Origin of the sequence: Luteimicrobium sp. NPDC057192 (genome assembly GCF_042670205.1) — a bacterium.
In the GTDB taxonomy this organism is placed as follows: Bacteria; Actinomycetota; Actinomycetes; order Actinomycetales; family Cellulomonadaceae; genus Luteimicrobium.
The window spans coordinates 17,588-41,154 of record NZ_JBHUWD010000019.1 but is presented as its reverse complement, the minus strand read 5'-3'; the positions used below and the strand labels follow the sequence as shown (position 1 = coordinate 41,154).

The window sequence follows — 23,567 nt, the reverse complement described above, 5'->3', positions numbered from 1 at the left end:
CCCGCGGGCGGGCTCCCGGCGTCCGCTACTTGTCGTCGTCCTTGCGGGACAGCGCGTCCTTCGCCGACTCGTAGAGCTGGGCGCCGACGGCGCGCACCGAGTTCGCGATGACGCTGCCCTCGGCGGGGTCGCCCTTGACGAGCGAGGCGAGGAAGCCCTTGGCCTCGCCGAACGAGATGTGCGGCGGCAGCGGCGGCACGTTGGCGTCGGTGTGCACGTCGAGCACGACGGGCCGGTCGGACGCGAAGGCCGCGTCCCACGCGCCGGCGACCTGGTCGGGGGTGTCGACCCGGATGCCGCGCAACCCGAGCAGCTCGGCGTAGCCCGCGTAGTCCATGTCCTCGAGCTTCTGCGACGTGTCCCAGCGCGGGTCGCCGACCTCGCGCATCTCCCAGGACACCTGGGTGAGGTCGTCGTTGTGCAGGACGAGGACGACGAACCGCGGGTCCGCCCAGCTCCTCCAGTGCCGCTTGACGGTGAGCAGCTCGTTCATGCCGAGCATCTGGAACGCGCCGTCCCCGATCGTGCAGACGACCGGCCGCTCCGGGAACGCGAACTTCGCGGCGATCGCGTACGGCATCGCGCCGACCATCGAGGCGAGCATCCCGGACAGGTTGCCGCGCATGCCGCGCCCGAGCCGGACGTGGTGGCCGTACCAGTCGGCGGTCGAGCCGGCGTCGGCCGTGACCACCGCGTTCTCGGGCAGCCGCTCGTTGAGCCGGTGGAACACCAGCCGCGGGTTGACCGGGTCCGCGTCGGTCATGGCCTCGGCCTCGACGACGTCGTCCCACGTCTTCATGTCCGAGACGATGCCGTCCTGCCAGGACCGGTCGTCCTGGGCGTGGAGGTACGGGAGCAGCGCGGTGAGCGTCGCCTTCGCGTCGCCCGCGAGGTTGACCTCCATCGGGTACCTGATGCCGAGGCGGCGCGGCACGAGGTCGATCTGGACGCCCCGGGCCTGGCCGGTCGGGGGCAGGAACTCCGCGTAGGGGTAGTTGCTGCCCACCATGAGCAGCGTGTCGCAGCCCTGCATCATCTCGTAGCTCGGCTTCGAGCCGAGCAGCCCGAGCTGCTGGGTGTGGAACGGGACGTCGCCGGGCACGACGTCCTTGCCGAGCAGCGCCGTCACGATCCCGGCGCCCAGCTTCTCCGCCACGGCGAGCACCTCGTCCGTCGCCCCCCGGGCGCCCTCGCCGACGAGCATCGCGACCTTCGAGCCGGCGTTGAGGACGTCCGCCGCTCGACGCAGCTCGTCCTCGGGCGGCGTCAGCGCCGTCGAGGAGTGCCCGACGCCGCTGCGCGACACCCAGTGCTCGGCGGCCGGCGCGGCCATCTCCAGCTTCTGCACGTCCGCGGGCAGGATGACGACGGCGGGACAGCGCTCCGCGTGCGCGACCCGGATCGCCTTGTCCAGCACGAGCTGCGCCTGCATCGGCGTCGTCACGGTCTGGACGAAGCCGGCGACGTCCTGGAACACCCGCTCGAGGTCGAGCTCCTGCTGGGTGTGGCTGCCGAAGGACACCCGCCCCTGCTGCCCGACGATCGCCAGCACCGGCTGGTTGTCCAGCTTCGCGTCGTAGAGCCCCGTGAGGAGATGGGTCGCGCCCGGCCCGGACGTCGCGATGCAGACCCCGACCTCGCCGGTGAACTTGGCGTGCGCCGTCGCCATGAACGCGGCCATCTCCTCGTGCGTCGGCCGCAGGTAGGAGAAGTCCTTGCCCTCCTTCTCGGCGCGTTCGAGCGCGCCGTCGAGGCCGCCGATCCCGTCGCCCGGGAAGCCGTAGAACCGGTGCAGGTCCCACTCGATCAGCCGGTCGATCACGAAGTCGCTGACGGTGCTGCTCATGGTGTCCTCCTCAGGGATGGCGGCGGACGGGGGCGCTGCCCGCGCGGTCCGCGGGGTCGTCGCTCATGGCGCTGCCGTCCGCCATGCGCGCGGCGAGCCGCGACGCGAGCGCCATGATGGTGAGCGCGGGGTTCGCCGAACCCTGCGTGGGGCAGACCGAGCCGTCCGCGAGGAACAGGTTCGGGACGGCCCAGGAACGTTGGTTCGCGTCCACGACGCTGTCCTCCGGGGAGCTGCCCATCCGGCAGCCCCCGATCAGGTGGGCGTAGCGGTGGATCGTGAGGACGTCTTGCGCCCCGGCCGCACGGAGCAGGTCGGTGATGACCTTCGTCGAGTAAGCGATGTTCGCCTTGTCGTTGTCGCACAGCGTGTAGTCCATCCGGGCGACCGGCAGACCGTAGGGATCGGCCTCGTCCGCGAGGGTGACGCGGTTGTCGGGCTGGGCGAGCAGCTCGTTGAGCACGCCGACCGTGGCCCAGTGGTTGTAGTCGCGCATGTACTCGCGCAGCGCGCGGCCCCAGTGGCCGTCGGCGAGGACGTGCTCGGCCCAGCCGACCGGGAGGGGCGAGACGGTCTGGATCGAGAAGCCGCGCTTGAAGCCCCGCGCGTCGTCGGTCTCGTAGAAGTCCTCGCTCGAGACCTCCGGGGGCGGCGACTTGTACGGCCGCAGCTCGTCGGCCCACCGCCCCGCCGTCTGCGTGGCGCCCTGGACCATGACGTAGCGGCCGACCTGGTCGTGGTCGTTGCCGAGGCCGTCCGGGAAGCGGGTGCTCGTGGAGCTCAGCAGGAGTCGCGGCGTCTCGATGGAGTAGCCCGCGACGGCGACGAACCGGGCGCGCTGCAGGTGCTCGGCCCCGCCCGCCTCGCGCAGGTAGACGACGCCGACCGCCCTCCCGGTCTCGTCGAGCTCGACCCGCGTCGCCATGCAGTCCGACCGGATCTCCACCGCGTGGGCGAGCGCGTCGGGCAGGTGCGTGACGAACGGGCTCGCCTTGGCGTTGACCTTGCAGCCCTGCAGGCAGTACCCGCGGTAGATGCAGTGCGGCCGGTTCCCGAACGTCCCGTTCACGATCCCGACCGGTCCGACGCGCATCTCGATGCCGAGCTCGAGCGCTCCCCGCCAGAGCCTGCTCGCGCCCTCCGAGACCGGGTGCGGGCTGAACGGATAGTGGTGGGGGTGACCCCACGGCCAGTCCTGGCCCGCGACCGGGAGCTCGCGCTCGACCTGTTCGTAGTGCGGCAGCAGGTCCTCGTAGCGGATCGGCCAGTCCGCGCCGACGCCGTCGAGCGTCTCCGTCTCGAAGTCGGACGGGTGGAAGCGCGGCGTGTACCCGGCGTAGTGGACCATCGAGCCGCCGACGCCGCGGCCCGAGTTGTTCTTGCCGAGCTCGACCGGGTCCTCGCCCCCGATGATCCGCTTCTGGGTCCAGTACAGGTCGTGCGAGCCGACCTCGTCGGACACCCAGTCGTCGTCCGGGTGCCAGAACGGGCCGGCCTCGAGGATGACGACGCGCCAGCCCTGCCGCGCGAGGCGCTGGGCGAGGACCGAGCCTCCTGCCCCGGCGCCGACGACGACGAGGTCCACCTCGGTCCGCTCGTCGTAGCGGCGCATGGTCGCCTCGCCCGGGAGCTGGCGGGAGTGGACGTCGAGCAGGAAGCGCGAGTCGTTGTCGCGCGGGCCGACCGAGCCCTTGAGCAGGCTGCGCACGCTCATCCGAAGAGCTCCTCGGGATCCTCGTCCACGGCACGGGCAGGGTCCTCGGAGGTGGCGCCGGGCTTCTCGAACGGCTCCAGCACGCTCGTCGGGCCGGTCCGCATGAAACCGCGCGGGTAGGCGGGCCCGCCGAACCCGATCTCGTTCCACGCCCACGGATGCGAGTAGAACCCCGCGAGGACGGCGCGCATGCACACGCTCCATGCGCGCGCGACGTCGAGCCGGTCCCACTCGCCGCCGGTGAGCGAGCCGTCCGCGAGGTCGGAGACGATCGCCTCCTGCGCCTCGAAACCGCACGACGCGAAAGACGCCCCGTGGCGCTCGCGGGCCGTGCGGTCGAGGCCGGCGAGCACGAGCCGCCAGGTGTCCCGGTCGTCGGGCATGGTCGCGTACTGGTAGCCGTCGAGCATCCCGTCGGCGAGCTTCGCGTCGACGAACTCGGCCACCGGCACCCGGGGCTCACGGTCCTGGGCCATGGTGACGTCGCAGAAGGCCCGCAGCGTCGCCTCCTCCTCGGGGCCGAAGAAGCGCAGCGGCCCGGGTGCCTCGAGCCGGGCGAGCACCACGTCCTTGGTCGCGTCGTCCCACGTGTCGACGGCGTCGAGCACGTCGTAGTCGGGATAGCGGCCGATCATCTGCGGCGTGGTGCCGCGGCGCTGGCGGGGCAGCCACGACGGGTGCGGCGGCTGCCCGTCCTCGCGCAGGTTCGGCAGGTGCTCGCCCTTGTCGCGGTCGACCATCACTTCTCCCGCCGCAGCAGCGCGGCGAGGAGACCCATCGCACCCACGACGGACATCAGCCCGGGCGCGGCGACAGGCGGCCCCATCGGCACGTTGTAGCTGACGAGCCTCCAGCCGCCGGGCTTCCGTGCGATCCCCCGGGCGTGGAAGTACTCGCCGGCGAGCCCGGTCGCGGCGTAGACGCCGGCGGCGACCGGCAGCGCGGTCTTCGCCCAGCGGCGGCTGTACACGCCGGCCACTCCCGCGACGACGACGGGCGGCGTCACCACGATGGGGGCCCACATCCACTTGTTGCCGAAGCTCGCCTTGTAGTGCTCCGCGTACACCTCGACGGTGGTGAGGACGGCGGCGGCAGCCGTCAGCCCGGACAGCGAGCGCTCGAAGCGCCCGTGCGCGATCTCGTACGCCGCGTGGCGGGCACCCCGCTCGACCTCCGCGACCGCCCCGCGCCGACCCAGCAGGCCCATGAACCGTGTCCTTCCGTCGTCCGTGCCCCGAGCTCTTCTCACCGTAGGTCGGGCCCCGGAGCCACGCAGGTGGGCGTCCCCGCACCGGCGAGAGGGCGCCGTCGGGTGTATCCAGGAGGGACGGTCGCGACGGAGGGAAGCTCATGGGCAGCGGGACCGGGACCAGCGGTCTGGTCGTCGACGACGTCGAGGCGCGCGTGTACGTCGTCCCGACCGAGCAGCCGGAGGCTGACGGCACGTTCGCCTGGGACGCGACGACGGTCGTCGTCGTGATCGTCCGCGCCGGCGGGGCCACGGGCCTCGGCTGGACGTACGCCGAACGCTCCGCCGGCGAGGTGGTCGCAGGAACGTTGGCGCCGGTGGTGCGGGGCAGAGACGTGTGTGACGTCCCCGGCGGGAACGAGGCCATGACGCGTGCGGTCCGCAACGCGGGGCGGCCCGGGGTCGCGGCGTGCGCGGTCTCCGCCGTCGACGTCGCGCTCTGGGACCTCAAGGCGCGCGCGCTCGACGTCTCGCTCGTCGGTCTGCTCGGGCGTGCCCAGGAGTCCGTCGCCGTCTACGGCAGCGGCGGCTTCACCACGTTCGACGACGCCACGACCAGCCGCCAGGTCGAGGGGTGGCTCGCCGACGACGGCGTCACGGCGGTGAAGATCAAGATCGGCGAGTCGTGGGGCACGCGGGTGGAGCGCGACCTCGAACGGGTCGCGCTGGTCCGGCGGGTCGCCGGGCCGGACGTCGAGGTGTTCGTCGACGCGAACGGGGGCTACGCCGTCGGGCAGGCCGTGCGGGTGGAGCGCCGGCTGCGCGAGCACGACGTGTCGTGGTTCGAGGAACCGGTGTCGTCGGACGACCTGCCCGGGCTCGCGCACGTCCGGAGCCGCGCGGTCGCCGACGTCGCTGCCGGGGAGTACGGCTGGACGCTCGGCTACTTCGAACGGATGCTCGCGGCGGGCGCGGTCGACTGCCTGCAGGCGGACGTGACCCGCTGCGGCGGGATCACCACCTGGCTGCGCGCGGCGGCCGTCGCCGAGGCCCATCACACCGACGTGTCCGCGCACTGCGCCCCGCAGCTCTCGGCGCACGTGGGCTGCGCGGCGCCGAACGTGCGCCACCTCGAGTACTTCGCCGACCACGTGCGGCTCGAGGCGATGCTGTTCGACGGCGTGCTGCCCGCCACCGCGGGCCGGTTGCGTCCCGACCCGAGCGTCGCCGGCCACGGCCTGGCGTTGCGCCGGGACGCGGAGCGGTTCCGCGCCGGCTGACGTCCGTGTCTCACCCTCGACGTGTGAGGCGGGGGAGCGGCGCGGCCGCGAGGCTGGGGCCATGAGCACACCGAAGCCGGCCGCACCGGCGATCGTCCAGCAGCAGGCGGCGCTCCGGGAGCGCCTGCCGTTCTCCGACACCCGGGACTTCGAGGACGCCCGCCGGGGCCTGGTCGCCCCGCTGCCGGGCGCGACCACAGCGGACGACGGCCGGGTGGTGTGGGACAACGGGACGTACGACTTCCTCCAGGGCGACGCGCCCGACACGGTCAACCCCAGCCTGTGGCGTCAGTCGCAGCTCGTCGCGACCGCCGGGCTCTTCGAGGTCACCGACGGCATCTACCAGGTGCGCGGTCAGGACCTGTCGAACATCAGCTTCGTCGAGGGCGACACGGGCGTCATCGTCATCGACCCGCTGATCTCCACCGAGACCGCCGCCGCCGCGCTCGCGCTCTACCGCGAGCACCGCGGCGAACGGCCGGTGGTCGCGGTCATCTACAGCCACTGCCACGTCGACCACTTCGGAGGGGTCAAGGGGGTCACGAGCCAGGAGGACGTGGACGCGGGCAAGGTCCGCATCATCGCGCCGGACGGGTTCCTCGAGCCCGCGATCGCGGAGAACGTCTACGCCGGGACCGCGATGGGCCGCCGTGCGGGCTACATGTACGGCGCGGCCCTCGCGCGCGGTCCGCAGGGCGGCGTCGGCGCCGGGCTCGGCCAGACGACGTCGACCGGCACGGTCACGCTCATCGAACCGACCGAGTCCGTCGTCTCGACGGGCGACGAGCTCACGGTCGACGGCGTGCGGATCGTCTTCCAGATGGCGCCGGGCACCGAGGCGCCCGCCGAGATGCTCTTCTACTTCCCTGACAAGAAGGCGCTGTGCACGGCGGAGGACGCGACCCACAACCTGCACAACCTGCTGACGCTGCGCGGCGCCGTCGTCCGCGACCCCCACGTGTGGTCGAACTACCTCACCGAGACCATCGACCTGTTCGGCGCGGACGTCGAGGTCGTGTTCGCTTCGCACCACTGGCCCACGTGGGGCAACGAGCGCGCCGTCGAGTTCCTCGGCCTCCAGCGCGACCTGTACGCATACCTGCACGACCAGACGCTCCGGATGCTCAACCAGGGCCTCGTCGGCGCGGAGATCGCCGAGACGATCCAGCTCCCGCCGGCCCTCGAGAACGCCTGGAACGCGCGGGGCTACTACGGGTCGGTGAGCCACAACGTCAAGGCCATCTACCAGCGGTACATGGGCTGGTTCGACGGCAATCCCGCCCATCTGTGGGAGCACACGCCCGTCGAGAAGGCCAAGCGGTACGTGGACTTCATGGGCGGCGCGGGGGCCGTTGTCGAGAAGGCGCGTCCGGCGTTCGAGTCCGGCGACTACCGCTGGGTCGCGGAGGTCCTCAACCACGTCGTCTTCGCGCAGCCCGACCACGCCGGCGCGCGCGAGCTCCTCGCCGACACCTACGAGCAGCTGGGCTACGGCTCGGAGAACGGGACCTGGCGCGACTTCTTCCTCTCGGGTGCGACGGAGCTGCGTGACGGCGCGTTCGGCACCCCGACGCAGACCGCGTCGGCGGACATCGTCGGCGCCCTCACGCCGGCGATGCTCTTCGACGCGCTCGCGATCCAGATCGACGGCCCCCGCGCCTGGGACGAGAAGCTCACGGTCGACGTCGTGCTCACGGACGTCGACGAGCGCTACCGCCTCCGGCTCGCGAACGGCGCCCTCACCTACAGCGCAGCGCGGCAGGCCGGCGACGCCGACGTCACGATCACGACGACGAAGCGCGCGCTGCCCGCGGTGGCGCTGGGCGGCGGGCTCACGCCCGAGAAGCTCGCGGCGTCGGGCACCGAGATCGCGGGCGACGTCGCGGTGCTCCACACGCTCGCGGGGCTCCTGTCGCCGGGGGACCCGGACTTCGCGATCGTCACGCCCTGACACCCGACGTGTGACGCCGCGAGGCGACGGCCCGCCCTCCTGCGGGGCGGGCCGGTCGTCGTCTCGCAACGTTCCCGGGGTTTGACGCTGCAGAACGGTGGCGTTTGACGGTGCAGACCGGTCGAGCCGACGGTGTCGATGGCGGCCCTCATGGCCGGCGATCGGCCTGACGTCGGCGGGTCGACGACGTTCGGACTGCGGGACTACGCGGACGAGATCGTCCGGTCCGGATTTCCCGGGATCCGCGCGCTTCCGGAGCGTGAGTGGGCCGGTGCTCTCGCGTGCTCGCGATCGAGGTGAAGCTCGCGCGGACTGCTCAGGACGACGACGTGAAGCACCTGCGCTGGCTACGGGACCAGCTCGGAGACGACCTCCTTGACGCCGTCGTCGTCACGACCGGGCCGGAGGCGTACCGCAGGCCGGACGGCATCGCTGTCGTGCCGGCGGCTCTGCTCGGCCCCTGACCTCAGCGCGTCCGACGGCGCGCGGGCTCCCCGGGCGGGAACTCGCCCTCGTCGGAGTTGTCGTCGTGCGCGAACAGGAGCTCGTGGAGGCGCGTCTGCACGGCATCGACGTCCGGGACGTCGTGCAGGACCAGCCCGGGCTTGTCGCTCGCGTCGGACACCGTGATGGTGCCGCAGCCGAACATCCGGTCCAGGAGCCCTTGCTCCGACCCGATGTCGTTGATCCGGTAGAGCGGGATGTCACGACCGACGCGGGTGACGATGCCCGAGCGCACGAGGACGCGCTTGGTCGTGACGACGTACCGGGTCGTGAGCCAGCGCGCCCACCGGGGCAGCACCACGAGGCAGGCGAGGAGGAACGCGACGACCGCGACGACCTCCACGGCGACCGCGGGAGCGCCCAGCGCCGCCGTCACGGCGACCGCCGCGACGAGCACGACGAGCAGAACGAGGGGCCAGAACAGCGCCTTGGGGTGCGTCCGGAGCTCCAGGACGACGTCCTCGCCCTCGGTCAGGTCCTTGAGACTCATGCGGAGCATCGTGCCAGATGCGGACGCCTTCCCGGGCTCGTCGTCAATGCCGGAGCCAGTACCGCCGGGCGAGCAGGGCGGCGGTCCCGGCGAGCAGCAGCAGGGCCCCGAGCCCGCCGACGAGCGCCAGCGGCGCGCCCGTCATCGCGAGACCGCCCCCGCCGCCCCCTCCGGCGACCGTCGTGCTGCTGCTGGGCGTCGTGCCCGGCGTCGTCGGGCCGGCGGGAGTCGTGGCCGTGGGGGACGGGGTCGGGCTCGTGGTGGGGGTCGTCGGGGTGGGGGTGGGGGTGGGCGTGGGGACCGGACCCGGCACCGCGTTGACGACCGTGCACCGCACGTCCTGCCCCAGGCCGACGACGACGTTCCCCGGCGCCCCGATGACGTTGCCCGCCGAGCGCTGGCTGCGGGCGCCGAGGCACGCCCACACCGAGCGGAACCCTCCGGGGCCGGTCTCGGTGAGCGTGTAGCTGCCCGCGGGCACGGCGACGCGCGTGACCGCGTCCTCGCCGGTGCGTCCGGTGATCGTCGTGGTGCCGTTCGTCGCCGTGAGCGTGAAGTCGGTCGGCTCGGCGCCGTCGGCCCGGAGCGGGTCGAGGCGCTTGATCAGCGTGAGGTGCGCGGGCTGGTCGGCGTTCGTCACGGTGCACGTGACGTCGTCGCCCGCGCCGACGGTGACCGCCGAGCCCTCGAGGCCGGACGTGCAGCTCCAGCCCTGCGACGCGTACCCCACGGGGCCAGCGGACTCGGCGAGGTCGTACGTGCCCGCGACGACGTCCACGTCCGTGACCGCGTCGCTGCCCGTGCGTCCGACGAGCGTGGGGAGCGTCGCCCCGGTGCGGGTCGCGCGCAGGACCCAGTCCGCGGGCGTCGCGGTGCCGCCCCAGGCGTTGTCCACGTCCTTGACCAGCGTCAGGGTGCCGCCCTGCCAGGTGTTCGTCACCGTGCACGTGACGACGTCGCCCGCCGCGAGCGTGACCCGCTGGTTCCCGTCCACGGTCGTCAGGTCCCCGCCGTCGCACGTCCAGTCGGACGCGGTGTAGCCCGCGACCGTGGCGGGCGCACCGTCCGACGGCGCCTCGGTGAGCTCGAACGTGCCGGGGAGCACTGCGACGTTGCGGATCTGCCCGCTGCCCCCGGTACCCGAGAACGCCGGGAGCCCGGTCCCGACGACCCGGGTCGCCGTGAGCGTCCAGTCCGACACCACGTCGGGGCCGCCCTCGACGGCCTTGACGAGCGTGAGCTGGGCGGGGTCGGGCAGGTCGAGCGTGTTGGTGATCGTGCACGTGACGTCGTCGCCCGTGGCCAGCGTCAGGGCGCTGCCGTCGAGCGTCCCGCCGTCGCAGGTCCAGTCGCTCGCCTGGTAGCCCGCGGGTCCGTCCTCGCTCAGCGTGTAGGTGCCGGGCGCCACCGCGACCCCCGTCGCGGAAGCTTCGCCGGACGTCCCCGAGAACCCGTCACCCGCGTCGTCGCGTGCGCTCAGGGTCCAGTCCGACGGCGCCGCGCGGCCCGCCGGGAGCCGCGTCTGGACGACGTTCTTCACGAGGGTGAGGTGCGCCGGCGACCACGTGTTGGTCACGGTGCACGTGACGTCGTCGTCGGTGCCGAGCGTGATCGCGGTGCCGTTCGCGCCCGTCCCGCCGTCGCACACCCACGCCCCCGCGGTGTAGCCGGCCGGACCGCCGGACTCGGACAGGTCGTAGCGACCCGCGGGCACACCCGCGTCCGTGACCGGCGACGAGCCGCTCGTCCCCGAGATCGTCGTGCCGCCGCTCGTCGCTGCCGCGGTGAGCGTCCAGTCGGACGCCGTGGCCGTGCCGCCGCCCGCATTGTCGACGACCTTGCGCAGCGTCAGGTGCGGGCCCTGCGTGCTGTTGACGACGGTGCACACGATCCGGTCGCCCAGGACGACGTCGAGCGAGCCGCCCTGCGGGACCGTCTCCCGGCGCGTGTCGCCGCCGACCTCCAGGACGTCGCACGCCCAGTCTCCCGCCGTGTACCCGGCGGGTCCGGCGTCCTCGGAGAGCGTGTAGGTCCCGATCCGGACGGGGACGTTCGTCACGGCGTCGCTGCCGGTCGGGCCGTCGAGGGAGTCCGGGCCGCGCGCGTGGAGCTGCCAGAGCGTCGGGTCGGCGTCGCCCCCGGAGACCTGCTTGCGGAGCGTCAGCGACGGCTTGATCGCGACGTTCTCCACCGTGCACGTCAGCGAGTCGCCCTCACCCACGTAGACGAGGGGCTCCCGCTCCGTGGTCGGCGACCCGTTGCTGCAGGACCAGTTGTTGAAGCGGTAGCCGGCAACCGTGCCGGACTCGGAGATGCGGTAGGTCCCTTCCGGGACGGTCCGCGTCTGGAAGCCGTTGAGCCCGTCGCCCTCGAACGTCTCGCCCGTGTCGACGTTCTCGGCGTGCATCGTCCAGACGGAACGGTCACCGAAGCCCGAGCCGGTGTCGAGGTTCTCGATCCTCTTGTACAACGAGAGCGTGCCGGTCGGTACGTCGGCTGCCGAGGCCGGGTGGGGCGGCAGTGCTGCGACGGTCAGCCCGGCGAGCGCGAGGCCGGCGACCGCCGCCAGGAGGCGCCAGGCGGGCGAGCGCCGGCGCCCGCCGGAGCTTGTCGGACTTCCCACGTTCGGGCCCTTCCGGTCGCGTCGTCCCCCTCGCCCAGACGCTAGGCGTTGCGGCCCGCTCACGCCATCGGTGGGCGCCCGGATTCGGCACGCCGAAGATGGAGAGCCGGCCGTCAAGGATCCGTCAAGATCGCCTCGTCGCGGGTTTCGTCGTGATAGACCCGTGCGAGTGATAACGCTCGGCACTCTGGCACGACGCTCCGTCATCGGGTGGCGAGCACCCGCGGGTCGGCGCAAGCGCAGCGACCCCGGGCGTCTGGTGGTCGCCGGGTTCGCGGGAGCTATCGGCGTCGGGACCGTTCTCCTCATGCTCCCCGCCGCCGCCACCGGACGGTCGGCGACGTGGCTCGAGGCGCTGTTCACGGCGACCTCGGCGACCTGCGTGACCGGGCTCGCCGTGGCCGACACACCCACGTTCTGGACGCCCTTCGGGCAGGTCGTCATCCTGGCGCTGATCCAGATCGGCGGATTCGGTGTGATGACGATGGCCTCTCTGCTCGGCCTGTTCGTCTCACGCCGCCTCAACCTGCAGACCCGGATGGTTGCGCAGGCCTCTACCCGCAGCGTTCAGCTCGGAGACGTTCGCTCGGTCCTGATCGGTGTCCTCCGCGTGACGGTGCTCGTCGAGGGGCTGGTCGCGATTGCGCTCTTCGGCCGGCTCGTCGCCCGCGGTGCGGGCGTGGGCGAGGCCGCGTGGTCCGGTGTCTTCCACGCCGTGTCCGCCTTCAACAACGCCGGCTTCGCGTTGTACTCCGACTCCTTGACGGGATTCGTCTCCGACCCGTGGGTGTGCCTGCCGCTGTGCGCCGCGGTGGTGCTGGGCGGCATCGGGTTTCCCGTGATCTTCGAGCTCTACCGCAGACGGGCCAGGCCTTCGCGGTGGTCGCTGCACACCAAGCTCACGCTTCTGACGAGCGGGGCGCTGCTCGTCGGCGGCATGCTGTTCGTCCTGGCGCTCGAGGCCGGGAACAGTCAGACGCTCGGACCGTTGTCGTGGCCCGGCAAGCTCCTGGCGGCATTCACCCAGTCGGTCATGTCCCGCACGGCAGGCTTCAACTCGGTCGACACCTCCGCGATGAACCAAGGTACGTGGCTGGGCACGGACGTCCTGATGTTCGTCGGCGGGGGCAGCGCCGGCACGGCGGGCGGTATCAAGGTAGTGACCTTCGCCGTCCTCGCCTTCGTCATCCGGTCCGAGCTCCGTGGCGACCCCGATGTGACCGCGTTCGACCGTCGGATCGCCTCCGCCACCCAGCGGCAGGCCGTCACCGTCGCACTGCTCGGGGTCGCCGCCGTGATCGTGCCGACCCTCGTCATCACCGCGACCTCGAGCTACGGGCTCGACCGCGTGTTGTTCGAAGTCACCTCCGCGTTCTCGACCACCGGGCTGTCCACGGGGATCACCGCCCAGCTCGCGTGGGGACACCAGCTGATCTTGGTCGGCCTGATGTTTCTCGGCCGGCTCGGGCCCATCACTCTCGGCACTGCCCTCGCGTTGCGAGAGCGCCGGCGTCTGTTCCGGCTCCCCGAGAGCTCCGCGATCATCGGCTGAGCCGCTCTCCGACGTGTCGACGCCGGCGGCGGTGCGCTCACCGCGGCGCATGAGGCGACGCCTCCCGCCGCCGCGGCACTCTGGACGCCCGGGGGTCGGGCGACGCCCGCCTCCTGGTGTCGCCGGGGCGGCGAGCACCGAGGAGCGTGGGATGTCCCAGAACGAGACGACGTCACGACTGGTCCGCCAGGGCTACGACGAGGGCGGGCCGGGACGGCCCACGCGACGGGCGCGCGCGTCGAGCCAGGCGGCGTGCGTCGAGCCCAGCACGACCTCGGTCGCCGGATAGAGCCGGACGTTGACGAGGTGCTCCGCGAGCACGCGGGACTCCCAGACGTGCAGCACCTCGGGGGACAGCCCTGACAGGTACAGCCGGTTGCCGCCGGCCTCGAGCTTGTCGGCGTACTGGGCGATGACGACGAAGAAGGTCGCGCCGAGCGTCGTCCGGCCCCGCAGGCGCAGCACGACCGCGGCGTCCGTCGCCCCGGCGGGGTCCGGGAGCTGCCGTTCGAGGGTGCGCGCGCCCGCGTAGAAGAGCGAGCCGTACACGTCGAGGACGACGACGTCGTGGTCCTCGAGCGTGCGGGGTGACCGGCGCTCGAGCGGGCCGGCGCTGTCGACGCGGGGGATCAACCGGACCACCCGCAGGTCCACGGCCTCCCGGTTGAGCTGCAGCAGCAGCGACACGACGACCCCGACCCCGACCGCTGCCGCGACGGGCAGCAGCAGGGTCGCGACGAACGTGACCACGAGGGCGATCGCCGGCGTGCTGCCCGCGTAGAGCAGCGTGCGGACCTGCCGCGGACGCAGCGAGCTGGCCGCGGCGAAGATGAGGATCGCGGCCAGCGTCGGCATCGCGACGGCGCCCACGATCCCGGAGAGCGCCACGAGGAAGACCAGGACGAAACCGCCCGCGAAGATCGACGCCCAGCGGCTCCGTGCGCCGGCCGTGATGTTGAGCGCCGTCGCGCTGACCGAGGCCCCGACCGGTTGCGCCCCGAAGAGCCCGCACGCGACGTTCGCCGCTCCCTGCGCGCTGAAGTCGAGGTTGGTCCGGGACCGGCTGCCGTCGGGGTTGGGGGCGGCCTCGGCCACACCCGCGCCCTGGACGAGGACCACGAACGCGACGGTCACCGCGCCCACGAGCACGTCGGGCGACAGTGCGGAGAGCGTGGGCAGCGAGGGCAGCGGGAACCCGCGAGGGATCTCGCCGGTGTCGTGGACGCGCGCGACGTCGGCCCCTGTGAGCACCACGACGAGCGTCGGGACGACGAGCGCGAAGACGGCGGCGACCCGGGACAGCCGGGTGCGCGAGAGACCCACGAGGATCGCGAGCGCCCCCACGCCGGTGGCGAGCGACGGCCAGCTCCACGCGCTCGGGTTCGTCACGACGCTCCAGGCCTTGGTGAGCGCGATGCTCCCGTGCGCCTGGGACCCGGTGAGCTCGTCGAGCTGGCCGAACGCGATGTTGAGCGCGAGGCCCGTGAGGAACCCGAGCATCACCGACTGCGACACGAACCGGACGTACCGGCCGAGCTTGAGCGCGCCGGCGACGACCATGAGCACCCCGGCGCACAGCGTCAGCAGGACGAGCGCGTCGACCCGTTCCTTCGCTGGGACCGCCGTGAGGGCCGACGCAGCGGCGAGGGCCGCGGCGCTCGTCGTCGTGACGCGCATGAGCTGGGTCGACGCACCCGGCCCCCCGGCGATCGGCCCGATGAACGTCGCGTAAAGCCCGTGGACCGGGGAGACGCCGGCGAGGAGCCCGCAGGCCATGCCGTCGGGGACGGCGCTCACGGCCCCGGTGAGCCCGGCGACGAGGTCACCGCGCACGTCCTCGCGGCGGGGCGCCACGGTCCGGACCCACGCCTGGAAGGACATGCTCGCCACGCTAACGACCGCGTGCCTTCCGCGGAATCACCCGCGCCGGGTGAGGAGCGCGGGCGGCCGTGGCGCCGAGGGCGCCGGTCCCGGCTGCCAGGGGACCTGGAACGTGTCGACCGCGACCGAGCCCCCGGGCCGCCGCGGAGCTACTCGCAGGCGACGCCGTCGCCGTCCCGGTCGAGCTTCCTGCTGTAGCCCGGGTCGCCCTCGTAGATCGGGTCCGCACCCGCCGCCCGCACGGCCCCCACCGTGGTTCTCCCGGGCACCGGCCGTTGCGCTTCGTTCCCGCCCGGTTTAGCGTCGAAACGTCTCGGGTCAAGCAGTGGCCGGGGCCCACCGATCGAGGGCAGGGCCATGAAGCACACGCCAGCATCGAAGCGTGACGACGCCGGATCCGCGCACGAAGGAGACCCCACCGGACGGTTCCGGTACGAGATCGACGACGACCGCTGGTGGTGGTCGGAGGGTACCTACCGCATCCACGGTTTCGAGCCGGGCGAGGTGGTGCCGACGACGGCGCTCCTGCTGGCGCACAAGCACCCCGACGACCGTGACCGGGTCGAGGCGATGTTGACCCGGTCACGGCGTACGGGCGAACCGTTCGGGAGCATGCACCGGATCATGGACGCCACCGGGGCGACGCGGCACGTCGTGCTCAGCGGACAGGGCATGGAGTTCCGCGGCGGGCGGCCGCACGTCCTGGCGGGGGGCTTCACCGACGTCACCTGCCGGGTGACCGCGATCGCCGAGGTGATCGCGTCGGAGCAGATCCTCGCCTCCGACCTGACCCGCGCGGCGATCGAGCAGGCCAAGGGCATTCTCTGCATGGCGCTCGGCGCCGGCCCGGAGGAGGCGTTCGACGTCCTGCGCGAGGAGTCGATGCGCACCAACGTGCCGCTCCGCGATCTCGCCCGCCGCGTCGTCGCGAATGCTCGGGAGGGCGGCTCGCAGGACGCCGTGGCGCTGCTCGAGCTCAGCTGACGTACCGCGTCGGTGGGGAAGACGCCGCCACGTCCGCTTCTTGAGCGCAACGACGCCCCCGTCCAGCGAACGCCGACCTCGTCCGGTACGCAAAAGGGTCGAGAGCGCCGGCGCACAGCGCGGCCGCGGCCGGCCGATCAGCTGGAGGTCGCTAGGCGTCGTCCTGGGGCGCGTCGGACGGGTCGGCGGGGGTAGCGGTGCCGGTCTCGTCCTCGTCCCCGCGACGGCGGACCCGCTGCCACCGGTCGCGAGGCGGCACGCGTTCGGGGTCGCGCAGCATCTCCGACTCGACGAGCTCGTGCCGCTTCCAGTACGTGTCCATGACGGCCTGGATCGTCGCGGCGACGGGGAGGGCGAGGAAGGCGCCGATCGCCCCGAACACCGCCCCGAAGGCGAGGACCACGAGGAACGCGACCGCCGGGTTCATCTCGAGGGCCTTCGCGGAGACCTTGGGCGAGAAGATGTAGTTCTCGATCTGCTGGTACGCGACGATGAACGCCAGCACCGCGATCGCCTGCGGGATCCCCTGGGACGTGAGCGCCACGATGACGGGCAGCGCGCCGCCGATGTAGGTGCCGATCGTCGGGACGAACTGCGACACGATGCCGGTGAAGAGCGCGAGCGGCAGCGCGTACGGCGTCCGCAGGATCGTCAGGAAGACGAACGTGAACACGCTCGACAGCGCGGCCAGCACGACGCGCGACGTGATGAAGTCCGACGCCTTGCGCTGCGCCGTCTCCCACAGCATGAGGACCTCGGCCTGCCGGTTCGGCGTGAGCCGTGCGCACACGGCCGCGCGGAACCGCGGGCCTGCGGCCGACAGGTAGTAGACGACGAGCAGGATCGTCGTGATCGCGAAGAGTGCCGACACGACGCTCGTGCCGACGAGCAGCACCCCCGACGCGACGTCGTCGCCCCAGCGGCCCATCGCTTCCTTGACGAGGTCCGCCGAGTCGGGGATCGACACGTCGAACGTCCGCGCGAGCCAGTCCTGCAGGTCCGCGTACATCGCGGGGACGTTGCGGAACAACGCCAGCAGCTGCTGCACGAAGAGGTTGCCGAAGAGGGCGACGATCGCCAGCGCGAACAGGATCGTCCCGAGGAGCGCAGCCCCCGCGGCGAGGCCGCGCTTCCAGCCGTGCCGCACGAGCCACAGCACGATCGGCTCGAGCGCGAGCGCGATGAAGAACGCGATGAGGATGTTGACGATGAGACCCTTGAGCTGGAAGAACGCGTGCCAGGCGAACGCGGCGACGAAGACCGTGATCGCCGCCATGACGAGCCCGCGCGTGAACCACCGGGGCGGGCGCCGGGAGTCGTGCTGGAGCGGGCGACCCGAGTCCTCCTCGGAGGCGGCGTCGTCGGGCGGGGCGACCTGGTCCGTGCTCACGGGTCCGGCTCCTCCTCGCGGGTCAGGACGTCGGGACGTCGGGAATCGCGTGCATCTCCGTGACCGTCAGGCCGAGGTCGTGCAGGAGCGCGACGACGCCCGTGAGCGCCGCCGCGTCGACGACGCGGCAGGTCAGCACGGTTTCGTCGGGGTCGTCCGCGGGCGTCCGCTCGACGACCTCGATGTAGTCGTGCAGGGGGATGTCCGTGAGACGTCCCCCCACCCGGATGCTGTACATCACCGGCCCACCTCCTCGTCCTGCGTCCACTCTCGGTCACCCGCGCTGCGCGGCGCCTCATCCGCGATGGGTGGTCCCGCGCACGGGAGGGGCGCTGCGCGTCGTCCCACCGTCGCGCGCGCGAAGGGCACCCGCCTCATGCGCCACGGATGAGGCGGAGGGCGGCGCCGTCGTCGGAGGCTTGAGGGAGTCCCGTGCGTGCTGGGCGCACGGCACCGTTCACCGGAGGGCTCGATGACGTACGAACCGAAGGGCGCCACGGCGGTCACCGCGGCCGAGAACCGCGACGCCGTCGCTCGATACGCGATGGACGACCGCCAGGACTTCCCCGACGCCGAGCGCGGCTTCATCGCACCGATCCCGGGTGACGTGCTCCGCGGCGACGACGGTCACACGATCGTCGACCTGCACGCGTTCGACCAGTTCCCCGACGACGCCGCCGCGCCGGACACCGTGAACCCGAGCCTGTGGCGCCAGACCCAGGTGATCAAGAAGGCGGGGCTGTTCAAGGTCGTCGACGGGCTCTACCAGGTGCGCAGCAACGACATCGCGAACCTCACGATCGTCGACGCGCCGGACGGGCTCGTGATCATCGACTGCACGTCGGCCGTGGAGGCCGCAGCCCAGGGCCTCGCGCTGTTCCGGGAGCACGTCAACGACAAGCCGGTCGTCGCGGTGATCTACACGCACACGCACATCGACCACTACGGCGGCGTCAAGGGCGTGGTGGACGAGGCGGACGTCAAGGCGGGGAAGGTCCCGATCGTCGCGCCGGGGACCATCGCGAGCTTCGACAAGTACGCGATCGGGGAGAACGTCGTCGCCGGCAACGCCATGTCGCGTCGCGCCCAGTACGCGTTCGGCGGTCTGCTCGGGGAGGGGCCGCAGGCCCGGACGAGCTGCGGCATCGGCATCGCGTCGACGAACAACCCGGTGATCTCCTACATCTCCCCGACGGACCCGGTGACGCGTACGGGGGAGACCCGGACGCTCGGCGGGTGGGAGTTCGAGTTCCTCTACGCGCCGGACACCGAGGCGCCCGAGGAGATGCACATCTGGATCCCCGCGATCAAGGCGCTGACCTGCGCGGAGAACGCCAACCACTCGCTGCACAACATCCAGACCCTGCGTGGGGCGAGGACGCGTGACGCCCGGAACTTCGCGCGCTACCTCGACGAGACCCTCGTCCGCTGGGGGGACGAGGCGGAGGTGCACTTCGGCCCCCACACGTGGCCCGTGTGGGGCAACGAGGCGATCGTCGACTTCATCGGCTCGCAGCGGGACACCTACAAGTTCATCCACGACCAGGCGCTGCGCTACGCCAACCAGGGCTGGACGCCGCTCGAGGCCGCGGAGGTCATCGAGCTGCCGGACTCGCTGGGCCGGCGCTGGTTCAACCGCGGTTACCACGGCACGCTGCACCACGACGTGCGCGCCGTGTTCGCGAAGGAGCTCGGGTTCTGGGACGGCGACCCCGTCTCGCTGCACCCGCACCCGCCCGTCGACACCGCCCGGCGGTACGTCGAGGCGTTCGGGCGCGACGCCATCCTGGCGGCCGGACGTGCGGCGGTCGAGGCGGGTGACTACCGCTGGGCCACGCAGGTCCTGCACCACCTGGTGTTCGCCGACCCCGACGACGCCGAGGCCAAGAACCTCCAGGCCGACGCCTACGAGCAGCTCGGGTACCAGGCCGAGGGCCCGCAGTGGCGGGGCATCTTCCTCACGGCGGCCCGCGAGCTGCGTGACGGGATCCTCGCGGCGGACTTCACGACCGTGAGCTCGGACACCGTCCTCGGGATGCCGATCGACATCCTGTTCGACTTCGCTGCCATCCACGTCGACGGCGTCAAGGCCGCCGACGCGGACGTGCGGCTCGCGTTCACGTTCACCGACGTCGGCGACGGCGGGACCACCTGGACGGCCTGGCTCGGGAACGGCGTCCTCAACGCGCGCGAGGGTCTGTGGGGCGAGCCGGCGGCCACCGTCACAGGACCCAAGGCGGCGGTGTTCGGCGCGGTCCTCCAGCCGGCCGTGGCCTCGAAGCTGGCCGCGGCCGGCAAGGTCTCCGTCGACGGCGACGCGTCGGCGCTCGACGCGTACGGCGCGCTGCTCGTCGACTTCGAGCAGGACTTCCCGATCGTCACCCCCTGAACCGCGTGGGCGGGCGGTCCGGCGCGGAGCCGGACCGCTCGCCCCGACCGTCTATGCTCCTCGGAGGCTCTCCAGCAGCGCGGGCGCCGACGGTCGCGACGGCGGGAGCCAGATGGACACCACGACCTGGCTCGACGACGCCCTCGCCGCGATCGAGGACAGCGAGTGCGCACGCCTCGCCGCCGCCGAGGACTGGGCCGCCGGCCCGCTGGGCCACCCGGACACGTGGCCGTCGGAGCTGCGGTCCGCCGTCACGCTGTGCTTCTCGACCCGGTTCCCGGTCATGCTGGCCTGGGGCGAAGAGCGGACGCTGATCTACAACGACGGCTACCGCGAGATGCTCGGCACCGAGAAGCACCCCGCGGCGTTCGCGGCGCCGTTCGCCGAGGTGTGGTCGGAGATCTGGGACGAGGTCGGCTCGCTGTACGACGACGTCCTCGCCGGCAGGGCGCTGTGGCACGTCGACAAGCCGTTCCTCATGCACCGGTCGGGGTACGACGAGGAGACGACGTTCACGTTCTCGTACTCGCCGCTGCGTGACGACGCCGGCGTGGTCCGGGGGATGCTCGACATCTCCTCGGAGACCACGGACCGCGTCGTCGCGACGCGGCGCCTCGACACCATCAGCGACCTCGCGTCGCGGCTCTTCGAGATCGAGGGCGGCGTCCAGGACGTCGTCGACGCCGCGATGGACGTGCTGGCGGGCAGCGCGGACGTCTCCGCGGCCGAGCTGTGGCTCGAGCACACGCCGTCGGGCGGCGAACCCGAGGTGGTCCGTGGCGGGACCGACCCGGCTCGCGCGCTGGTCCCGGTCGCGGTGCTCGAGGAGGTGGCGCGCGGCAGGCGGCTCGCCGAGCACGACGGGGTCGTCGTGCACGCGCTCGGAGCGTTGCGGCGCGACGTGACGGGCGCGCTGGCGCTGCGCCCGGCGAGCCACCGTCCGCTGGACGGCGGGAACCGCGAGTTCCAGGCGCTCGTCGCCTCGAAGCTGGGCAACGCGATCGGGGTCATGCTCGCGCACGAGCGGGAGGTCGACCACCTGCGCTCGGTGTCGGAGGTGCTGCAGCACGCGATGCTGCCGGAGCCGCTCCCGCAGGGCCGCTGGCACGTGCACTACCAACCCGCCGAGTCGTCGCTCGAGGTCGGGGGCGACTGGTACGACGTGGTCTCGCTGGGCGACTCCCGCTGGGGGGTCGTGGTGGGCGACTGCGTCGGGCACGGGCTCGAGGCCGCGACGCACATGGGTCAGCTCCGGGCGGCGGCGCGCGCGCTGCTGCTCACCGGGCACGGCCCGGCGGCCACGCTCGACGGCCTCGACCGGTACGCCGCCACGGTCCCGGGCGCGGAGTTCACGACCGTCGTCTGCGCGGTCGTCGACGAGCGGACCGGTGTGCTGACGTACTCGGCGGCCGGCCACCCGTTCCCGCTGGTGGTCGGCCCGGACGGCCACGAGTGGCTGCGTGGGGGACGCGGCGGTCTGCTGGCGCTCCGGCAGGACCGGCGGACCGAGGCGACCCATGTGCTCCGGCCGGGGGACGCGCTCCTGCTCTACACCGACGGGCTCGTCGAGCGCCGGGGTGAGAACCTGCGGACGGGCCTGGACCGGCTCGCCGAGATCGGTGCGCCCGTGGTCCGGGGGGCGGACCGGAGCGAGGTCGGCGACCTGCTGTCGCGCACGATGCGGCCGGACGGCGCCCCCGACGACATCGCCCTCGTGCTCTACGACGCCTGGGTGGAGGCCGAGCCGTCCGCGCGCACCGAGGCGGCGCTCGGCGCGGCCACCGTGAGCGACACCGTCGGCGCGGCGACGGGTCTGGGGCTCGCGGCCGCGCCCTGAGCCCGGCCGGTCAGCCGCGCGCCCAGACGAGCACGACGTCGCACGGCGCGTGGTCGACGACGAACCGGGTCGGCGGCGCGAGGCTGTGCGGCCCGGGCCGGTCGCCGTCGCGGGCGCAGACGAGCACGTCGGCGTCGCGGCACGCGTCGACGACGACCGTCTCGACGCGCTCGCGGTCGTGGGGCGTCCGCTCGTCGGGGGTCGAGGGAAGACCGAGCCGGGCCTGCGCGGCGTCCATCAGCCGGGTCGCCGCGTCGTGGAGCGGCGCCTCCGGGGCAGGCGGGCCGCCCCGCCCCAGCAGCCCCGCGGGCCCGGCGTGCCAGGCGTCGGCTGTGGCGGCGTCGTCGACGTGCAGCAGCACGACCTCCGCGTCACGCCCCTCGGCGAGCTCGCGGGCGGCGTCGACCGCTGACTCCCACGTCCCCTCCGTGAGCCAGACGAGCACCCGCATCCGTTCCTCCTACCGACCGGTGACCCGTAGTCCCACCCAGAGTGCCGCGACGCCGACGACGAGGCACGCGGGAACCGTCGCGAGCCCCAGCCGCACGAACCGCCCCGCGGACGGCGTGTGGTCGTGCGCGTGGAGGACCTGCCGCCACAGGAGGGTCGCGAGCGAGCCCACGTAGGTGAGGTTCGGGCCGATGTTGACGCCCAGCAGCACCGCCAGCAGCAGCCCGGGCGAGTGGGCGGTGAGCGGGACGAGGACGAGCGTCGCGGGCAGGTTGTTGAGCAGGTTCGCGAGCACCGCGGCCAGCCCTGCGACCGCGAGGAGCCCGAGGAAGTCGCCGCGGTCGGGGACGAGGTGGGCGACGCCGTCGCCGACGGGACCGCCGCGCACCGCGAGGACGACGACCCCGAGCGACACCACGAACACGAGGAACGGCACGTTCGCGGCGCGCACGACGACGGTGGCCTCGCGCCGTGGTGCGCGGACGAGCCGGGGTGCGGCGAGCACGAGCGCGCCCAGCGCGGCGACCCAGGCGGGCGCGACGCCGAACGGCTCGACGACCGCGAACCCGACCAGCGTCGCGCCCAGGACGACGAGCGCGAACCGGGGAGCCCGGGGGACGTCGTCGGCGGGGACCGGGTGCGCGGGCGTGGCGAGGTCGCCGCGGAACCACCACCGGAACACGGCGTACTCGACGGCGACGGTCGCGAGCCACGGGAGCGCCATCAGCCCGGCGAACCCCGCGAAGGTGAGGCCGCTCGCGCCGAACGCGAGGAGGTTGGTGAGGTTCGAGACCGGCAGCAGCGTCGACGCCGTGTTCGCGAGGTGGGTGCTCGCGTAGACGCCGGGGCGCGCGCGGGCGCCGATCCGGGTGGCCGTCGCGAGGACGACCGGGGTGAGCAGCACGACCGTCGCGTCGAGGCTCAGCACCGCCGTCGTGATCGACGCGACGACGAACACCGCGCCCAGCAGGCGGCGCGGGCTCCCGTGCGACCGCCGGGCCATGACGCCGCCCGCCCAGGCGAACACGCCGTCCTCGCGCGCGAGCTCCGCCAGCACGAGGATCGCCGCGAGGAACCCGACGGTCGGGCCGAGGGTGCGCGCCTCGTCCACCGCCGCGGACCACGGCACCAGGCCGAGCACCACCACGAGGACGGCTCCCGGCAGCGCGCCCGCGACCTCGGGGAGGCCGCGCGGGCGGACCACCGCGAAGACCAGCACCGCCACGAGGACGACGACGGCGACCACGGCACCCGCTGTCGTCGTCACGTCCACGTGCACAGCGTCCCATCCGGGCAGCCCCCGCGTGGCCGGCGACGACGGTGCAGGGCGCGTCCGGGTGCGCCGTGTGCGCTCGCTTCGTACTCTCGAAGGGCCGGTCGAGGGGCGGTTCCGGTTGATCCGGGCGCCTCATCCGTCCAGGGTGGTTCTGCGTCTCACCGGTTGTGACTTGCTTCACCCGCGAACAGAGTGGTTCGCAAACGACCGG

The 23,567-nt window shown here is 72.8% G+C and carries 19 protein-coding genes; 7 read left to right on the top strand and 12 right to left on the bottom strand.

Annotation, left to right across the window (positions count from 1 at the left end):
• Positions 1 to 25 precede the first annotated feature (25 nt).
• Genes ACFT5B_RS10590 through ACFT5B_RS10575 form a run of 4 tightly spaced genes read right to left on the bottom strand, consistent with a single transcriptional unit; the run spans position 26 to position 4,767 of the window.
• A complete protein-coding gene (locus ACFT5B_RS10590) occupies positions 26 to 1,846 on the bottom strand; it encodes a thiamine pyrophosphate-requiring protein (protein WP_386797968.1) in 1,821 nt (606 codons plus the stop codon).
• A gap of 10 nt (positions 1,847 to 1,856) precedes the next feature.
• A complete protein-coding gene (locus tag ACFT5B_RS10585; protein WP_386797967.1) occupies positions 1,857 to 3,560 on the bottom strand; it encodes a GMC family oxidoreductase in 1,704 nt (567 codons plus the stop codon).
• Positions 3,557 to 4,300, bottom strand: a complete 744-nt coding sequence (locus ACFT5B_RS10580) for a gluconate 2-dehydrogenase subunit 3 family protein (protein WP_386797966.1) — start codon at positions 4,298 to 4,300, stop codon at positions 3,557 to 3,559. Before ACFT5B_RS10580 ends, ACFT5B_RS10585 begins: the two co-directional genes overlap by 4 nt.
• Positions 4,300 to 4,767, bottom strand: a complete 468-nt coding sequence (locus ACFT5B_RS10575) for a hypothetical protein (protein ID WP_386797965.1) — start codon at positions 4,765 to 4,767, stop codon at positions 4,300 to 4,302. The genes ACFT5B_RS10580 and ACFT5B_RS10575 overlap by 1 nt, the downstream gene beginning before the upstream one ends.
• A gap of 143 nt (positions 4,768 to 4,910) precedes the next feature.
• On the opposite strand from ACFT5B_RS10575, the gene ACFT5B_RS10570 reads away from it, so the two are divergent.
• The 3 genes from ACFT5B_RS10570 (at position 4,911) to ACFT5B_RS10560 (ending at position 8,444) form a co-directional block, all read left to right on the top strand.
• Complete coding sequence (locus ACFT5B_RS10570) at positions 4,911 to 6,029, top strand: enolase C-terminal domain-like protein (RefSeq protein ID WP_386797964.1); 1,119 nt, start codon at positions 4,911 to 4,913, stop codon at positions 6,027 to 6,029.
• Positions 6,030 to 6,090: 61 nt separating this feature from the next.
• Entirely contained in the window at positions 6,091 to 7,980 is a 1,890-nt protein-coding gene (locus ACFT5B_RS10565; RefSeq protein WP_386797963.1) for an alkyl/aryl-sulfatase, read from the top strand.
• A 281-nt stretch (positions 7,981 to 8,261) separates the two neighbouring features.
• A complete protein-coding gene (locus tag ACFT5B_RS10560; RefSeq protein ID WP_386797962.1) occupies positions 8,262 to 8,444 on the top strand; it encodes a hypothetical protein in 183 nt (60 codons plus the stop codon).
• A 2-nt stretch (positions 8,445 to 8,446) separates the two neighbouring features.
• Here the strand turns inward: ACFT5B_RS10560 and ACFT5B_RS10555 are convergent, their stop codons facing one another.
• Both ACFT5B_RS10555 and ACFT5B_RS10550 read right to left on the bottom strand, forming a co-directional pair.
• Positions 8,447 to 8,974 (bottom strand): PH domain-containing protein, encoded by a 528-nt coding sequence (locus tag ACFT5B_RS10555; RefSeq protein ID WP_386797961.1) that lies wholly within the window; start codon positions 8,972 to 8,974, stop codon positions 8,447 to 8,449.
• A 43-nt stretch (positions 8,975 to 9,017) separates the two neighbouring features.
• A complete protein-coding gene (locus ACFT5B_RS10550) occupies positions 9,018 to 11,597 on the bottom strand; it encodes a hypothetical protein (RefSeq protein WP_386797960.1) in 2,580 nt (859 codons plus the stop codon).
• Between the two features lie 307 nt (positions 11,598 to 11,904).
• On the opposite strand from ACFT5B_RS10550, the gene ACFT5B_RS10545 reads away from it, so the two are divergent.
• Positions 11,905 to 13,149, top strand: a complete 1,245-nt coding sequence (locus tag ACFT5B_RS10545; RefSeq protein ID WP_386797959.1) for a TrkH family potassium uptake protein — start codon at positions 11,905 to 11,907, stop codon at positions 13,147 to 13,149.
• A 192-nt stretch (positions 13,150 to 13,341) separates the two neighbouring features.
• Here the strand turns inward: ACFT5B_RS10545 and ACFT5B_RS10540 are convergent, their stop codons facing one another.
• Both ACFT5B_RS10540 and ACFT5B_RS10535 read right to left on the bottom strand, forming a co-directional pair.
• Entirely contained in the window at positions 13,342 to 15,030 is a 1,689-nt protein-coding gene (locus ACFT5B_RS10540) for a SulP family inorganic anion transporter (protein WP_386797958.1), read from the bottom strand.
• Positions 15,031 to 15,179: 149 nt separating this feature from the next.
• Entirely contained in the window at positions 15,180 to 15,272 is a 93-nt protein-coding gene (locus tag ACFT5B_RS10535) for an excalibur calcium-binding domain-containing protein (RefSeq protein ID WP_386797957.1), read from the bottom strand.
• A gap of 115 nt (positions 15,273 to 15,387) precedes the next feature.
• Here ACFT5B_RS10535 and ACFT5B_RS10530 point away from each other — a divergent pair, with 115 nt between their 5' ends.
• Positions 15,388 to 16,014, top strand: coding sequence for a PAS and ANTAR domain-containing protein (locus ACFT5B_RS10530; RefSeq protein WP_386797956.1), 627 nt, complete (start codon positions 15,388 to 15,390; stop codon positions 16,012 to 16,014).
• A 151-nt stretch (positions 16,015 to 16,165) separates the two neighbouring features.
• On the opposite strand, the gene ACFT5B_RS10525 is transcribed toward ACFT5B_RS10530, so the two are convergent.
• Positions 16,166 to 17,404 (bottom strand): AI-2E family transporter, encoded by a 1,239-nt coding sequence (locus ACFT5B_RS10525; RefSeq protein WP_386797955.1) that lies wholly within the window; start codon positions 17,402 to 17,404, stop codon positions 16,166 to 16,168.
• A 22-nt stretch (positions 17,405 to 17,426) separates the two neighbouring features.
• Positions 17,427 to 17,645, bottom strand: coding sequence for a hypothetical protein (locus tag ACFT5B_RS10520; RefSeq protein ID WP_386797954.1), 219 nt, complete (start codon positions 17,643 to 17,645; stop codon positions 17,427 to 17,429).
• 231 nt (positions 17,646 to 17,876) lie between these two features.
• Here ACFT5B_RS10520 and ACFT5B_RS10515 point away from each other — a divergent pair, with 231 nt between their 5' ends.
• Positions 17,877 to 19,793: an alkyl/aryl-sulfatase gene (locus ACFT5B_RS10515; RefSeq protein ID WP_386797953.1), complete on the top strand. Its 1,917-nt coding sequence runs from the start codon at positions 17,877 to 17,879 to the stop codon at positions 19,791 to 19,793.
• A 112-nt stretch (positions 19,794 to 19,905) separates the two neighbouring features.
• Complete coding sequence (locus ACFT5B_RS10510) at positions 19,906 to 21,630, top strand: PP2C family protein-serine/threonine phosphatase (RefSeq protein ID WP_386797952.1); 1,725 nt, start codon at positions 19,906 to 19,908, stop codon at positions 21,628 to 21,630.
• A 10-nt stretch (positions 21,631 to 21,640) separates the two neighbouring features.
• On the opposite strand, the gene ACFT5B_RS10505 is transcribed toward ACFT5B_RS10510, so the two are convergent.
• A complete protein-coding gene (locus ACFT5B_RS10505) occupies positions 21,641 to 22,081 on the bottom strand; it encodes a universal stress protein (RefSeq protein WP_386797951.1) in 441 nt (146 codons plus the stop codon).
• A gap of 9 nt (positions 22,082 to 22,090) precedes the next feature.
• A complete protein-coding gene (locus ACFT5B_RS10500; protein ID WP_386797950.1) occupies positions 22,091 to 23,353 on the bottom strand; it encodes an ArsB/NhaD family transporter in 1,263 nt (420 codons plus the stop codon).
• Positions 23,354 to 23,567: the final 214 nt, after the last annotated feature.